Raw genomic sequence first — 16,085 nt, 5'->3', positions numbered from 1 at the left:
TATGACAACAGCGCGAAAATGCAGCGGACAATAGGGCCAGTTGTTTTGCGGCTTTAGGGCCAGTGCCGCTGAGTGGGGAAATTCGCCTTGGCTTCGCAATGCCGTATGGAAAGGTAGGCGTTATGGTTGTCACCCTGACCGATCCGTTTTGGCGCCAGACGGCTCAGCCCGCCCCGCCAGCCCGCTCTCTTGAGGGAGATATCTCTTGCGACGTTGCAATCGTGGGAGGTGGCTTCACAGGATTGCGCGCCGCCTTGCGCCTTGCCGAAGACGGGACCGACGTGGTCGTACTGGAGGCTGGCGAGGTGGGTCACGGGGCATCGGGCCGCAGCGGTGGGCAGGTAAACCCGATGCTGCCGTTGAAGGAACCCAACGATCTCAGGATGGCGGTGGGCACGCGGTATTTCGAACGTATGACCGAGGTGGCGCTCGGGTCCGCCGATGCGCTGTTCGATCTTGCCAGGCAATACCAGATCCCGTGCGAGGCGCGGCAGCAGGGTTGGATCCGTGTCAACCATTGCGAGGCCGCGCGCCGGTCGGCTGAGGCGGCCGCAAGCCTCTGGAACGCGCATGGCGCGGCGTTCGAGGTCCTGGGCGCTGACGAAACGGCACGACTGACAGGTACGCAAGGATTTGCGTCCTCGATTCTGGCCCCGGCGGGTGGTGCGGTACAGCCGCTCGCCCTGGTGCGAGGGCTGGCCCGGGTCGCCGAAGCGGCGGGTGCCCGTATTTTCAGCAGGGCAAGAGCCACCGCGTTGCAACGTGACGGTGAGAAATGGACTTTGACCGTAGCAGGACACCGGATTTCAGCGCGGTCGGTCATTCTTGCCACCAACGGGTACACCGATGATCTTATGCCGGATCTGAAAAGATCAGTGCTCCCGCTCTATCCCATTCAGATGGCGACGGATCCGCTGGCCGATGATCAGATCGGACCGATCCTCAGGGAAGGGCACACAATCTCTGACACCCGTCGGCTGATCATGTATGCACGGCGCGAACCGGGTGGGCAGATGGTTTTTGGCGGGATCGGTTTTCGCAAACCATGGGGCGGTGTTGGCGGTTTCAACTGGATGCAGAAAGACGTGGCCCGTCTTTTCCCAACGTTGAAGGACGTCGCCTGGCGCTATCGCTGGGGCGGTCATATCGCTTTGACACCGGAGCGCGTGCCGCATCTGCATGAGCCCGGGCCGGGTTTGCTGGCCGGGCTGGGCTATAATGGACGCGGGGTTGCGATGTCCCTTGTCATGGGCCGGGTGCTGGCCGAGCGTGCCCTTGGTCGATCACCGGAAGATCTGCCGTTTCCAGTTTCCTCAATCCGCCCGTTTGCATTTCGAAAAATACAAGTCTGGGGTGCCGGATTGGCGATGTCCTGGCTTAGGCTGCGGGATCAAATGGAGATCGGATAGGGGAGGATGTTCAAACTGGACTTATGCTTGTGCGCAGATTGGACGTATCCTCGGACACGCTCTGCTTTGCACTTTTGCGCGGGGCCAAGATCAAAGAAGTGGCAGAATACACCAAAAAGGATGGAGGCCAGATCAGGAAAGCATCAAAAAGAATTGCGTGCGTCTCTAAGGCTCTGCAGCTTGACAGAAAAGAGCCGAGACCAAGGCCTGCACGCACCTTGGAACTGAAAACTGAAAGTGCATCAACAGGATGCATGCAGAACGTAAAAACTGGGAGTTAAACATGATCAAGAAACCACTCACCTCGATCGTTGCGGGTGCGACGATGGCATTGGCGGCGCAATCGGCGTCGGCCATGGACGAGTTGACGGTGGCTTACTTTCTGGAATGGCCGATGCCGTTCCTCGAAGCCAAGGCATCGGGCGCTTATGACGAAGCGCTGGGCATGAAAGTAAACTGGGTGTCCTTCGAAACCGGTACGGCGATGAGTGCCGCAATGGCATCGGGCGACGTGCAGATCGCGGTGAGCCAGGGTGTGCCGCCCTTCGTGGTCGCAGCTTCGGCTGGGCAGGACCTGCAGGTGATCGACGTTGCCGTCAGCTATTCGGACAACGACAATTGCGTGGTCGACGCGGATCTGGAGATCGACAAGGAAACCGCAAGCGAGCTTGCGGGCAAGAAAGTGGCCGTTCCGCTGGGGACCGCTGCGCATTACGGCTTCCTGCGTCAGATGGACCATTTCGGCATTGAGCTTGCCTCGCTTGACGTTGTCGACATGGCGCCGCCGGAAGGCGCTGCGGCGCTCGCACAGGGCGCTGTGGACTTCGCCTGTGGCTATGGCGGCGGTCTTGCCCGGATGAAAGAGCATGGCAACGTGCTGTTGACCGGCACCGAAAAGGAAGAGCTGGGCATCCTGGTCTTCGACGTGACCTCCGCTCCTGCGAGCTTCGTGGCCGAGAACGGCGAAATCGTTTCTGATTTTCTCGCCGTGACAGCGGCGGCGAACGAAAAGTGGAACTCCGGTGCTGGCGGTGATGAAATGCTCGCCGTGATCGCACAGGAAGCCGGCATGGATGTCGAAGCGGCGCGTGGCGCCATCTCGACCATGAAATTCCCTTCGGTCGATGAGCAGCTGTCAGAAAAGTGGCTGGGCGGCAACGCGCAAACCTTCATGAAGGGTGTGGCGGACGTCTTCGTCGAAGCGGGTTCCATCGACGGCGCGCTTGACAGCTATGTCAACGCGGTCAATGCCGGTCCGCTGGGCGAAGCGGCTAACTAAGCCTCGTGCAAGCCGGGCAGGGCGGTGCGTGCGCCGCCTTGCCCTCGTTTCGGGCAGACCCGCCTCCCTGGCCTGATCCGCCCCCTTTCCCATCCGTCGCGCACAGGGGCTCTCCATGTCCGGACTGTCTATTGAAAACTTATCCATGCGATTCGATCTGCCGAACGGAAGCTCCGTTCAGGCGCTCAAGGACGTATCGCTTCATTTGAAAGAAGGCGAATTGATGAGCGTGCTCGGGCCATCCGGCTGTGGCAAGACAACGCTTTTGAACATCGTCGCGGGGTTTCTGGCGCCCACCGAAGGCCAGATCGTGATGAACGGCCATGCCGTATCCGGCCCGGACGCCGAGCGCGGCATGGTCTTCCAGCAAGGCGCGCTCTTTGAATGGATGAGCGTTCGCGAAAACGTGGGTTTCGGTCCTTCCATGAAGGGCATGGCCAGCGCAGAAAAATCGCAGATCGTCGATCATCTGCTCGAAACTGTGGGTCTGCAGGACTTTAAGGAAAAGGCCGTTTACGAACTCTCGGGCGGCATGCAGCAGCGTGTTGCCTTGGCGCGCTGCCTGGCCAACGATCCCGATGTGATCCTGATGGACGAGCCGCTGGGTGCGTTGGACGCGCTGACGCGGGAGAAAATGCAGAGCCTTGTCCTGAAGCTTTGGAAAGAGACCGGCAAGACGATCATCCTGATCACCCACTCGGTCGAGGAGGCGCTGCTTTTGGGTGAGCGTTTGCTTGTCATGGCGCCGCGCCCGGGGCGTATCCACACGGAATATCGTCTGCCCTTCGCTGATCTGGGCGTCGGGCAGGACCTGAGAGAGGTCAAGAAGCATCCCGACTTCGCGGTCAAGCGCGAGGAGATCCTCAGCATGATCTGGGATATGGAAGAAGAAATCATGGGCCGGACGGAGGCAGCAGAATGATCCCGTTTCTGATTTACGCGGGCATTTTCATCGGCTCGTTTTTCATTGTGAAATTTGTCGTAAATCGTGCGGCCCGACGCGACTTCACCTCGCTCAAGACGGTGACCTTTGGGGACGAAAGCGCGGTTGTGTCGGATCGCACGGCGAGCGTTGTGTCGATCATCACGCTGTTTGTACTTTGGGGCATGTTTACCGGATCGAGCTGGCTGCCCGGGTTTCTGCACGCGCCGGGCCCTTTCGAGGGCACGACAAGTTTTGAATACACCGCCCAGACCGAGGATGGAGAAAGCGATACCGCCACGGTCACGGTCATCGTGCATCCCATCGACCAGAATATTGAAGCGCCTGAGGTCGAAGCGGGAGAGGGCTGGGCCAAGAATGACAGCGCAGCGATTGGTGTGTGGCGCAGCGGGCTGATCCGGGTCGACCGCAACGACGAGCTGGGCCGGGACGAGGGCGCGCGGGTCGTCGCCATCAACGGTGAGGCCATCGAGCCGGGCCAGACGGTGCAGACGGCCGACGGTTCGGTGACACTCTCGGACCGCGGTACGCCAAATTTCGCGCCCAACAAGGGCTGGCAGATGGAGCCGATCTGGCTGCCTGCGCCAGAGGCGGTTTTGCAGCGTCTTGGCCTGATCGCTTCCGAAGGGTTCAGGGGCAGCACGCTGGCGGAGCATCTGGGTTATTCGCTGTTTCGCGTGATCGCGGGCTTTGTCCTGGGCGCGCTGGTCGGCATCCCGCTCGGCTATGCGATGGGTCTGTCGAACTGGTTCCGGGGATGGTTCGACCCGATTGTCGAATTCATGCGCCCTGTGCCACCCCTCGCTTTGATCCCGCTGGTGATCATATGGGCGGGAATTGGCGAACAGGGTAAGATCATTCTGCTGTTCCTCGCGGCGCTTTGGATCATGGCGATTGCGGCCCGGTCCGGTGTTTCGGGGGTCAAGATCTCAAAAGTGCATGCCGCCTATTCCCTGGGCGCGAGCAAGTGGCAGATCATGCGACACGTGATCATCCCGAATTCGCTGCCAGAAATCTTCACCGGCGCGCGCGTTGCGATGGGGGTTTGCTGGGGCACGGTGGTTGCCGCAGAATTGGTCGCGGCGGAGCAGGGTGCGGGCATGATGATCATGGTCGCCTCGCGTTTCCAGAACACCGATATCGTGATCATGGGGATCATCCTGATCGGGGTGATCGGTTTCGGAATCGATATGCTGATGCGTTGGGCAGAGCGGATGCTGGTGCCTTGGAAAGGTAAAGGCTAATCCGTTACAAAACTGTTACATGGCCCGCCCGGAGTGATCGGGGCGGGCCTTTTTTGTGGCGCAACGGATCCTTCTGGATATCGCCGATCTGGTTCCATCCGGTGTGACGCATACCAGATGCTGTGGTTTGTGACGGCTTTAACGAATCGTCATATTACAGTTAACTATCTGTCACATAACCTGCTTATGCCGCGCCTCTGGGGGCTCCGCACTGGATTTCGTGGATGTAATCTGCCTGCGCGGCCAAAACACTTTTGGGAGAATGACATGAATGTAAGAAGCTTGATGGCCGGTGTCGCTGCAGGGGCAATGGCCGCAACAGGCGCATTGGCTGCGGATAAGGCACAGGTTGAATTCTGGCATGCGATGGGGGGTCAGCTGGGTGAGCGAACCGATGCGCTGGCCGCTGCCTTCAACGAAACCAGCGATAGCTGCATGGTCAACTCGGTCTACAAAGGCAATTACACCGAAAACATGACCCAGGCCATCGCCGCGTTCCGCGCGGGCGAACAGCCGCATATCGTTCAGGTCTTCGAGGTGGGAACCGCCACGATGATGGCTGCGGGGGACAATGGTGCGATCTATCCCGTCTACCAACTGATGACAGATGCCGGCATCGATTTCGATCAATCCGCGTATCTTCCAGCCGTGATCTCCTATTACACCGATACAGAGAACAATCTGCTGTCACTGCCCTTCAACAGTTCAACGCCGGTGCTGTGGTACAACAAGACCGCGCTGGATGCCGCAGGCGTTGAGGTGCCGACCACGTGGGACGAGGTCGAAGAGGTGGCCCGCGCCCTCAAGGAGAACGGGATGGAAAAACCCTTCTCCTTCGGCTGGCAGTCCTGGACGCAGATCGAAAACTACTCGGCCTGGCACAACCTGCCGCTGGGCACCGAGCAGAATGGCTTTGCCGGTCTGTCCACCGAGTTCACATTCAACAATGATGCGGTCGTGAACCACATTCAACGGATTGCGGATATGGGCGAGGAGGGTCTCTTTGCCTATGGCGGTCGCCGGGGCGACAGCCGGGCGCAGTTCGTGAACGGCGAGACGGCGATGTGGATCAACTCCTCGGCCTATTATGGCGGTTTCAAGGACGAGATCAGCGATTTCGAGTTTGGCCAGGCGATGCTGCCAGTGGATACAGCGGTCGCGGATGCGCCCCAAAACTCCATCATCGGCGGCGCGACACTCTGGGTCCTGCAGGGCCACGAGCAGCCGGAATACACCTGCGCCGCGCAGTTCTTCCAGTATCTCAGCACCGCCGAAGTGCAGGCCGAATGGCACCAGGCCACGGGTTATGTGCCGATCACGACGGCGGCCTATGACCTAAGCCAGGAGCAGGGCTTCTACGAGACCGATCCGATGACCGACGTGGCTATCAAGCAGCTTTCGCTGAACGAGCCGACCGAAGCCTCCAAAGGTCTGCGGTTCGGCAACTTCGTGCAGATCCGCGACGTGATCAACGAAGAGCTGGAAGCGGTCTGGTCCGGCGACAAGGATGCCAAAACCGCCATGGATGCGGCGGTAGAGCGGGGCAACGCGCTGCTGCGCCGGTTTGAAGCGGCGAATGGCGGCTCCTAAGTCCTTGGTCTAAGACGTTCGGCCCCGGCCCGTACAGGCCGGGGCCAATTCATTGGTTTTACATGCAAAAACGCGTTACGTTTCGCAACAAATGGTTGCCCTATCTGCTGCTCGCGCCGCAGATCCTGATTACGCTCATCTTCTTTTTCTGGCCGTCCTATCAGGCGCTGGAAAGCTCCTTCTACCTGGAAGACGCGTTCGGCTTTGCCCGCAACTGGGTGGGGCTAGAGAATTACCGCCTGCTCTTTGCCGATCCCGGCTACCTGCGCTCGTTCCAGACGACGCTGATCTTCGGCATCTCGACAACGGTGCTGTCGATGAGCATCGCGCTGTTTCTGGCCGCCGCCGCCAACCGGGTGCTGCAGGCGGCGACGCTTTACCGCACCTTCCTGATCTGGCCCTACGCGGTGGCCCCTGCTTTGGCGGGCGTGGTCTGGTTCTTCCTGATGAACCCGAGCCTGGGCATTGTCGCCCATTGGCTGGGTCTGCTCGGCTATGACTGGAACCACTATGTGAACGGGGACGAAGCGTTGCTGATGGTGATCGTCGCCGCAGCCTGGAAGCAGGTGAGCTATAACTTCCTGTTCTTCCTCGCCGGTCTGCAATCCATTCCGAAATCCCTGATCGAGGCGGCCGCCATCGACCGCGCGGGCCCGGTGCGGCGGTTTTGGACCATTACCTTCCCGCTGCTCACACCAACCACCTTTTTCCTGCTGGTCGTGAACCTCGTTTATGCGTTCTTTGACACCTTCGCATTGATACACGCCACTACGGAAGGGGGGCCAGCGGACAGCACGTCGATCCTCGTTTACCGGGTCTACAGCACCGGCTTTGTCGGTCAGGATTATGGCTCCAGCGCCGCGCAGTCGGTGATCCTGATGGGCCTCGTCGTGATCATGACAGTGATCCAGTTCCGATATGTCGACAGGCGGGTGAACTACTGATGGTTGAAAATCGCCCCCTTCTGACCTTCATCACTCATGCGACGCTGATCCTGGGTGTCTTGTTCCTGTGTTTCCCGGTCTGGATGGCACTTGTCGCGTCGACCCATCCGCCAGAGGCGCTTGCCCGCAACCCGATCCCGATGTGGTTCGGCGATCAGATGGTTGCCAATTACCGGGAGCTTTTGTTCGGCGATCTGCCGCAGGCGGGCGGTGTGCCGGTGGGCATGATGATGATGAACAGCCTCTGGATGGCTTTGGGCATCACCATTGGCAAGATCGCGATCTCGATCATCTCCGCCTATGCGATCGTCTATTTCCGCTTCCCGTTCCGCATGGGCTTTTTCTGGATGATCTTCCTGACGCTGATGCTGCCGGTCGAGGTGCGGATCCTACCGACCTTCGACGTGATCGTGCGGCTGGACATGCTGAATTCATGGTCCGGGCTGACGATCCCGCTGATGGCATCTGCCACCGCGACGTTCCTGTTCCGGCAGTTCTTCCTTACCATACCGGATGAGCTGGTCGAGGCGGCCCGGATCGACAAGGCGGGGCCGATCCGGTTCTTTCTTGATATCCTCTTGCCGCTCAGCCGGACGAATATCGCGGCCTTGTTCATCATCCTCTTCATCTATGGCTGGAACCAGTACCTCTGGCCGCTGATCATCACGACGGAAGAGGATCTTTATACCGTCGTCATGGGCATCCAACGGATGGCCAATGGCGGAGAGGAAGCGCCGATCTGGCATCTGATCATGGGCACGGCGGTGCTGGCCATGATCCCGCCGGTGTTGGTCGTGGTGGCGATGCAAAAGCTCTTTGTCAAAGGGCTGGTGGAGAGTGAGAAATAATGGCGGGTTTGCAGATCAGCAATGTGGGCAAGATCTATCCCGGCGGCGTGCGCGCGGTCGAGGGTGTGTCGGTGGACATCGCGGACGGTGAATTCATCGTGCTGGTGGGACCATCGGGGTGCGGCAAGTCCACGATCCTACGGATGATCGCGGGACTGGAACGCATCAGTGAGGGTGAGTTGAGGATCGGCTCCCGGAAGGTTAACGACCTCGAGCCCGGAGATCGTGACATCGCGATGGTGTTCCAGAACTACGCGCTTTATCCGCACATGTCGGTTCGGCGGAACATGGAATACGGGCTGCGTAACCAGGGCATGCCAAAGCACGAGATCGCGGAGCGTGTGGCAGAGGCGGCGCGGTCGCTGCGGCTGGAGGAGTATCTGGATCGCAAACCCAGGCAACTCTCCGGCGGTCAACGCCAGCGGGTGGCGATGGGGCGGGCGATCGTGCGCCAGCCTGCCGTTTTTCTTTTTGACGAGCCGTTGTCGAACCTGGATGCCAAGCTTCGCACACAATTGCGTGGCGAGTTGAAAGATCTTCACCAAAGGCTGAATGCGACCTTCGTGTATGTAACCCACGATCAGGTGGAGGCGATGAGCCTCGCAGATCGGATCATCATCATGAATGCGGGGAAAGTGGAACAGATCGGGACGCCGATGGAGGTCTATTCCACGCCAGCCACACGCTTTGTTGCGGATTTCATCGGAAGTCCGGCGATGAATTTCATGCGCGGAGAGGTTGCCGAAGGCGGGCAGGTCGTGCGGCTGGAACATGGGCAGGTCGTTTTGCCCCAGGCGCTCCCGCAAGCGGCTGGGCGGTCGGTCCATCTGGGTATGAGGCCGGAACACTTGCGCATTTGTCGGGCAGAGGAGGCCATGTTCGCGGTCACCGTGCGGCTGGTCGAGCAACTTGGGGCAGACACCGTTGTGCACGGCACCCCGGCTGACGGAGCAGAGCCCCTGCTGGTGCGCCTGAGCGGCGCGGTTACCCCGCAGATCGGCACGGAATTGCATCTGGCCGCCGCCCCCGAGCACCTCCATCTCTTCGAGAGCGAAGGCGGAGCGCGCGTGCACAATGGCGACAGTGTCGTCGTTCCACTAGACCGGCGCCAGCCTGGCTGACGCCGGTTTCAGAACCGATCAGAAGATGAAGTCGTCCTCGCTTGGCGCGTCGTTTTGCCAAGTGAGGGTGAGCGTATCGTCGCCATATTCGATCTGGACCAGGCCGGATGCCGGCTTCGTAATCCGAAGGTCATCGAAAGAGAGGCCGGTTTTCGAGAAGTCGATCACGTCGCTGCCGGCTTCGAAATCGAGGATCGTGTCGTTTCCACTGCCCGCTTGAAAGACAAATCGGTCCGCGCCCTGGCCGCCGATCAAAAGATCGTCGCCTTTCCCGCCGTGTATCACGTCATCTCCCCCGCGCCCTATAAGGAGGTCGGCGCCCGATCCGCCCCGCAGCAGGTCGTCGCCCGTGCCCGCGTCAATCAGATCCCGCCCTGTGCCCCCTTCGAGCGTGTCGTTCCCGTCGCGGCCCCGCATCGTGTCGCGACCGGCCCCGCCAACGAGCTTGTCGTTGCCATGTCCCCCCGACAGGTCGTCGTTGCCATTGCGTCCGACAAGCTGGTTGTCCGCATGACGAACCTCACGTGCATCCCGCAGGACATCGAAACGGTCGCGCCCATCTTCACCGATCCACAGTATCGACCCATCCGAAAACGAGAACCGGCTGGTGTCCAAATCGCCGAGCCCGCCGTCGAGGGTCAGCGACGCATCACCAAGCGAGACTTCGGTGTCGCCGGAGGCTGTTTTGGAAAGGTCGATCTCCGATGCGGTCCCGGCGATATCGAACTGGTTGGTATCCGCGTCGAAATCTGCCCAAGCGGTGTCGTTGAAGATCCGGGCAAAGACATCAAGCACGAAACCATCCGGATCGGCCGTGTAATGCGTTGCGGCCGCGGTGACAATGGTTCCGCTTTCCATGTGAACAAGGGTCAACGTCGCGTGGCCAAGCGTGCCACCCGCATGCCCCACAAAAAGCTGTCCGTAAACAGTTGTTGAAAAGAGACCAAGACCGGCACCCGCGTCCGACGGGGTCCCGTCCGATGCGAGGAATGTCAGCATCTCTTCGAGTTGATCCGAGGCAAGCAGGGTCCGTGAAACCAGAAGGGCATCCATGAACCGGATCAGGTCCGAGGTGGTCGAGACGACACCGCCTGCACCGCCAAGCGTCAATGGAACATCCGTGACATCCAGAGTCCGGTCGAAGGCATCGAAATACCCGCTTAGCCGGTTGTCATCATGGCCTGGCACATCGAGGCTGCTGTCGTTCATGCCCGACGGATTGAAAACCCGGCTCTCCAAAGCGGCCCCGAAACTCTCTCCCGTAACAGCTTCCACCAGCTTCTCCAGAAGTAGATAGTTGGTGTTGGAATACCTGAAGTCTGTACCGGGCGCGAAATGCGCCGGAGTTCCGGTCACGAATTCCAGAAGGTCATCGCTGCCCACAGGTGTCGTCGGATCTGAAAGAAGCTGTTCGAGATAGGTCGGAATGCCGCTTTGACCCAAAACATCGTCGAAATCCACGATGCCCGAGCGATGGGACAGCAATTCACGTAATGTCGCATCTTCTGCGTTCGCAATGCCGGAGAGTACACTGCTCTCGACATAGTCCGAAAGTTTCGCATCAAGGTCCACCTGTCCTTCGGCGGCCAATTGAAGAACGAGCGTTGCGGTCATCATCTTGGTTTGGGAACCTGCCTGGATCTTGTTCTCGGTGCTGGCTTTCATGTCGGATCCTTCGGCAACCACGCCTTGTGCGCTGCTGACCGAAAGCCCGTCGCGCCAGACCTCTACAAGGACCGCCGGTGCTTTGGTGGACTGTGCGAAATCATCAAGCGCGGCGCGCTGGGGCGCGGAAAGTGTATCGGGATCGAAACGGGTCATAGTCATTGTCCTTTGGCAAAACGTAATCGGGCCTGAGCCCGTCGGCGCATTAGCGCTTTGGCAAAAGACATGTGTCCTGATGGACAGGGCAGGACATTTCCGGTGTCCTAATCGTCAGGGCTGGACGGTTCTTTGAGGCGAGGCTTTGCGGAAGGCGGACGGCGTTTGTCCGGTCACCCGCTTGAACGCCGTGTAAAACGCGGAACGCGAGTTAAAGCCAACATCATAAGCGATATCGGTCACCGCACGTTCGCTGGTCAGAAGATGGCTCTTGGCCTCTTCGATCCGGCTTCGGTTAACATAGTCAAAGAAGGACATCTGCAAATGTTCGTTCAGCGTCTGTGACAGGTAATTCGGAGTGACGCCGATATGGTCCGATAACCGCCACAGCGAAAGGTCGGGCTCGCGATAGAGATGCTCGGCATGCATCGCGCGGTTCAGCTTGCGCGCAATCCGTTGCTGATCGGGCAATGACAACGCGCTTTTGTTGTATTTTTCGGGTGCCGCGTCCGGGCGCGCTTCGGCCAGGCCGGGACGTTGCCGCAGCCCCCAAACTCCAAAGACGGCAACCAGCATCAGCGAAAGGAGCGTGCTCGCCAATGTGGTGATCTGATAGCCGATGGTCGACGACACGGTATCCGCGTCCACGAGGCTGAATATGCTGAAAACCAGATTAAGCAGCAGGCCTGATATCGCATTCAGCGCAAAGAGGCCTATGACCCAGTGGATCCACAGAAGCTCCTTCTGCTCTGTGCTGGCAAAGAGGTCGCGCAGTTTTTGCCGATACGCGACGAGCCTGCGATAGACCCGGATCCCATAGACGAGCCATTGCACGTAGGTCAGCATCGCCATCACGTTCAACGTGCCCACGACGAGCATGGCGCCCAGGCCAAGCTCTGCCTCTCCGTTCTGAAAGGCCGCCCGCCACATCGGTGTGGGCATCGCAAATGCAGCGAGCGCCGCACAAGCTGCGATGCCGGCCGGCACAAGGTCAGCGCGATCCAAACGGGTGTCGCTGCCTTTGGGTTCTGCGGTGAGCGCTTGGATATAGCTCCAGAAGACCGGTGCGATCATGAGTGCCAGGGGAACGGCCCAGATCTGCCAAAGTGCGAGGATCATGGGCGGGAGTGCGGCGGTCTGCGGGGGAGGGGAAATCAAGAAGATCAGCAGAAACAGCAGCCCCAGCGGGCCGAAGCCGACCCATATCCGCACCTGACTCCACGCCAAGGCGGCAGAGTAGAGCGCAATGACAGGCAGTGCCCCCTGCAAAAGAAAAATCACATCTTGGGTCATCCGTGCCGCGTCCATCGTAGTGGATCCGCGAGCGGTATACGGCGGTGACCTGCGATTGCAATCTCATGCAATCGGCGGCGTTATGCCGTCTTTTGATACCCGGATAGATAGAATCGTGATATGATCTCTCATTATACCTATTTTATTTGATCAGTTTATTCGGAGCACGGGATGGCGGCGCGTAAAGCCTCAGGCAAATCGTCGAAAGACAAGAAACGTCAAGAAATGCTGCGCGACTATGTGCGGGCGCGGGGGGCGGAGTATCTCAAAGATCCCAATGTGACCTCGATCGGCGTGGGGCGCAAAAATGGGGACGGCGAGGTATGCCTTGTCTTCACGGTCGGCCAAAAGGCCGAACCCTCCATGCTGGAATCGCTTGGCACGCAGGAGCTGCCCAAGGAGATCGAGATCGAGGGTCAGAAAATTCTGACGGATGTCGTCGCACGGCGCTATAGACCGGCCTTCGATGTTGTCAGCCCACAGGATCGAAGCATCCTCAAGCAGCGGCTCGATCCGGTGATGCCGGGTGCCAGTGTCAGCCACATCAACGGTACTGCGGGCACCTTGGGACTGATCGTGTTCGACGGAGATACCGGGGCCCCTTGCATCCTCTCGAACTGGCATGTTCTGCATGGCGACGGGGGACGCATTGGAGACACGATCGTTCAGCCCGGCCCGCATGACGACAACAATGTCGCCGGCAATCGCTGCGGAGATCTCTTGCGCAGTCATCTGGGCGTCGCTGGCGATTGTGCGCTGTCCCGCCTGCGCGGGCGGGGCATCGAGAGAGCGATCCATGGGCTGGATGTGGTCCCGACGCGGCTCGCTGATGTCGATCTTGATGACCACGTGGTCAAGACGGGACGCACGACGAACACCACTCACGGCATCGTACGGCGCACGGACGTGATCGTGAGACTGGACTATGGCGGGCAGACCGGTCCGAAGGATATTGGATGTTTTGAGATCGGACCGGACCCTGAAAACCCGGCCTCTGACAACGAGATCAGCATGGGCGGCGATTCCGGATCGGCCTGGATCATCAAGGACGCCGACGCACCGACCGATATCTTTGCCGGCTTGCATTTCGCCGGGGAGGGTGGCGGAAATGCCGATGAACACGCACTGGCGTGTTATCCCCGCTCGGTTCAGAACAAGCTCAACTTCACTCTGACGCCACCGGAGAGCGTCATATTCGACGAGGATGTAAGCGCGGCGACCGGCGCAAGGGCGGGCTTTGACGAGGGTTTTCTTGGATTGCCCGCGCCAATGCCGGAGATGTCGCTTTCCATCAAGCGGGATGCGGTGAATTTCGGGCGCGCGCAGACGATCCCTTACACGCACTTTTCGGTTTGCCTGAGTGCAAAGCGACGACTGGCGCGTTTCGTGGCGTGGAACATTGACGGTGCGCGCAAGGTGCAGCTGGGCCGGCACGGGTTCCGTTTGGACGACCGTATCTCGCCGGACGTTCAATTGGGTGAAGCACTCTACGAGGATAATCGTCTAGACCGCGGTCACATCGCCCGCCGTGCGGACCTGGCCTGGGGACCGATAGAAGAGGCCCGGCAGGCCAATCGGGATTCGTTCTTTTTCACCAACATCGCGCCACAACACGAGCGCTATAACCAGTCCATGCGAGGGGGCCTTTGGGGGCGGCTTGAGAACTTGGTTTTGGAGGAAGCAGCCCAGGCGGATATCCGGGTATCGGTGTTGGCGGGTCCCGTTTTTCGCGACGATGACCCGGAATACCGGGGCGCGCGCATCCCGCGGGATTTCTGGAAGCTTGTCGCCTATAAAGGGGCGGATGACGCGCTGACAGCCGCCTGTTTCATCCTGTCGCAAACCGATCTTCTGAGCGATATCGAAGCCTTCGATTTCGATCCATTTCGTCTCTACCAGGTGTCCGTCGAAGAGCTTGAACGCCGTACCGCCCTGGGGCTCGCCGCCTATGCCGAAGCCGATATCACCAAAGATCCGGGACGCTTGTCGGTTTTGAGCGCGGAGAGCCTGGCAAGTGTGCCTCTTGCTCATGGTGTTCGCGAGATCTTCGCGGAAACCGACATTGCCATTTGATTGCGCGCTTACTGGAAAGGAGATCTGACAGAAACACTTTTGATGCCAAGCTTAAATACGGAAAATCCGTATTCTGATTTTACACGATATTTTTGAAGAAAATTATTTTTTAGTCACTCTACCTGAAGGAGATTTCCCTTGGCTGGAATAAATGTATTGCTCGAAGTGCCGGCAGAAAGCGGCGATGCGCTTGAAATGCATAGCGCTGCGGTTGAGTCGGTCACCGAAGCCGAGCGGCAAGCATCGGCTTTTCTTGCTGATATCGGCGGGGAGGGGATCGAGTTCGAGGAAAACTTCACCCCGGTTCCGATGTTTGCTGCGGCGGATGGTGCGCTGCCACAGGCCTTTGTAGAATCGGTTCAGCCATCGAACCCAAGCCTGGCGCCCACCAGTCAGACCGTGGTGCTGCCCGCCGAGGTGACGCGCGCCCGCTTGAGCAGTTTGCAGGACGACCCTCGAGTGAAAGTCTGGCCAAATTCGGCGCTTACGCTCTTTGGCCGACGCCAAAGCGTCGAAGTGGCGCGGTCCGATGGCGGCATCGACTGCCGCCCGTTTCGCGACGCGGTCACGATGGAGGTGCTGCGGGACCTGCTGGGCACGGATGCGTTGTGGGATGCCGGATACCGAGGGCAGAGCGTCGTCGTTGGCATTTTGGACGAGGGCGTGAATGGAGAGGAATACCCGGTTATCGGCGGCTTTGCCCGTCCCAATGCCGGGCTGCAGCCCGGAGCTGCCGCGATCACCAGCCACGGGTCGATGTGTGCCGCGGATGTCCTTGTCGCTGCACCCTCCGCTCGGCTTTATGACTATCCGTTCCTGGGCATCCCGCGGTCCGGCGGAGCGATCCAGATGTTTCAGGCGGTGCTCAACCAGTGGAATACCGATGGAACGCCGCAGATTACCAACAACTCCTATGGTTTTGTCGGCGTTCCTGATCCCGCGCAATTCCCGGACCACGAGGTGAATGACATTAACCACCCGATTCACCGCAAGGTCAGAGAGGTCGTGGCCGCCGGCGTGTCCTGCTTTTTCGCCGCTGGAAATTGCGGCGCAAACTGCCCAAGCGGTGCCTGTCATGTTTCGGGAATTGGACCGGGCCGGTCCATCCATGCCTCAAACAGCCTGGAGGAGGTCATCACGGTGGCAGCCGTCAACAGCCAGCATGAGCGCATCGGATATTCTAGCCAAGGCCCGGGCATGTTTCATCAGCAGAAGCCCGACATCGCCAGCTATTCGCATTTCTTTGGCAATTTCGGAGAAGGCCGCCCCGGTGGAACATCCAGTTCGGCCTATGACAACGGCACATCTGCGGCGACACCGGTTGCCGCAGGCGTGGGTGCGGCGCTGTTGTCGGCCAATCCGGATCTGACACCGGCGGAGCTGAAGGCCCTGCTGATGCAGAGCGCCACGGATCTCGGGCGCACCGTCGGCTGGGACGCGGAGTATGGTGAGGGTGTGGTGAATGCCGCCGCAGCCTACAACGCTATGCGATCGGCTGCACCGCTGGTAGGCTAGACCAT

Annotated in this window: 12 protein-coding genes; 10 read left to right on the top strand and 2 right to left on the bottom strand. The window is 59.6% G+C overall.

All coding sequences use genetic code 11. The features are described from left to right. Positions 1-122: 122 nt before the first annotated feature. The 8 genes from CFI11_RS17915 (at position 123) to ugpC (ending at position 9,378) form a co-directional block, all read left to right on the top strand. A complete protein-coding gene (locus tag CFI11_RS17915) occupies positions 123-1,409 on the top strand; it encodes an FAD-binding oxidoreductase (RefSeq protein WP_130408395.1) in 1,287 nt (428 codons plus the stop codon). Positions 1,410-1,692: 283 nt separating this feature from the next. Continuing rightward, positions 1,693-2,688, top strand: a complete 996-nt coding sequence (locus tag CFI11_RS17910) for an ABC transporter substrate-binding protein (RefSeq protein WP_130408393.1) — start codon at positions 1,693-1,695, stop codon at positions 2,686-2,688. A 115-nt stretch (positions 2,689-2,803) separates the two neighbouring features. Then, a complete protein-coding gene (locus CFI11_RS17905) occupies positions 2,804-3,610 on the top strand; it encodes a taurine ABC transporter ATP-binding protein (RefSeq protein WP_130408391.1) in 807 nt (268 codons plus the stop codon). Beyond that, positions 3,607-4,875 carry an ABC transporter permease gene (locus CFI11_RS17900; RefSeq protein WP_130408389.1) on the top strand — a complete coding sequence of 423 codons (1,269 nt, stop codon included), beginning with the start codon at positions 3,607-3,609 and terminating at the stop codon, positions 4,873-4,875. The genes CFI11_RS17905 and CFI11_RS17900 overlap by 4 nt, the downstream gene beginning before the upstream one ends. 267 nt (positions 4,876-5,142) lie before the next feature. Beyond that, on the top strand, positions 5,143-6,465 hold the full coding sequence (ugpB, locus tag CFI11_RS17895) for a sn-glycerol-3-phosphate ABC transporter substrate-binding protein UgpB (protein WP_130408387.1): 1,323 nt from the start codon (positions 5,143-5,145) through the stop codon (positions 6,463-6,465). A 62-nt stretch (positions 6,466-6,527) separates the two neighbouring features. After that, positions 6,528-7,409, top strand: a complete 882-nt coding sequence (gene ugpA / locus CFI11_RS17890) for a sn-glycerol-3-phosphate ABC transporter permease UgpA (protein ID WP_130408385.1) — start codon at positions 6,528-6,530, stop codon at positions 7,407-7,409. Then, positions 7,409-8,257, top strand: coding sequence for a sn-glycerol-3-phosphate ABC transporter permease UgpE (ugpE, locus tag CFI11_RS17885; RefSeq protein ID WP_130408383.1), 849 nt, complete (start codon positions 7,409-7,411; stop codon positions 8,255-8,257). The genes ugpA and ugpE overlap by 1 nt, the downstream gene beginning before the upstream one ends. Next, positions 8,257-9,378, top strand: a complete 1,122-nt coding sequence (gene ugpC / locus CFI11_RS17880) for a sn-glycerol-3-phosphate ABC transporter ATP-binding protein UgpC (protein WP_130408382.1) — start codon at positions 8,257-8,259, stop codon at positions 9,376-9,378. The genes ugpE and ugpC overlap by 1 nt, the downstream gene beginning before the upstream one ends. Positions 9,379-9,396: 18 nt before the next feature. Here the strand turns inward: ugpC and CFI11_RS17875 are convergent, their stop codons facing one another. After that, a complete protein-coding gene (locus tag CFI11_RS17875) occupies positions 9,397-11,199 on the bottom strand; it encodes a serine hydrolase (protein ID WP_165390303.1) in 1,803 nt (600 codons plus the stop codon). 114 nt (positions 11,200-11,313) lie between these two features. Then, positions 11,314-12,492: an AraC family transcriptional regulator gene (locus CFI11_RS17870; RefSeq protein WP_165390302.1), complete on the bottom strand. Its 1,179-nt coding sequence runs from the start codon at positions 12,490-12,492 to the stop codon at positions 11,314-11,316. A 171-nt stretch (positions 12,493-12,663) separates the two neighbouring features. Here CFI11_RS17870 and CFI11_RS17865 point away from each other — a divergent pair, with 171 nt between their 5' ends. Together CFI11_RS17865 and CFI11_RS17860 are read left to right on the top strand one after the other, a co-directional pair. Beyond that, positions 12,664-14,565 carry a DNA/RNA non-specific endonuclease gene (locus tag CFI11_RS17865; RefSeq protein WP_130408376.1) on the top strand — a complete coding sequence of 634 codons (1,902 nt, stop codon included), beginning with the start codon at positions 12,664-12,666 and terminating at the stop codon, positions 14,563-14,565. 138 nt (positions 14,566-14,703) lie between these two features. After that, a complete protein-coding gene (locus CFI11_RS17860; RefSeq protein WP_130408374.1) occupies positions 14,704-16,080 on the top strand; it encodes a S8 family serine peptidase in 1,377 nt (458 codons plus the stop codon). Positions 16,081-16,085 lie beyond the last annotated feature (5 nt).

Origin of the sequence: Thalassococcus sp. S3 (assembly GCF_004216475.1) — a bacterium.
GTDB lineage: Bacteria > Pseudomonadota > Alphaproteobacteria > Rhodobacterales > Rhodobacteraceae.
The sequence above is the reverse complement of the archived record's forward strand: the minus strand, read 5'-3'. Positions and strand labels throughout refer to the sequence as shown.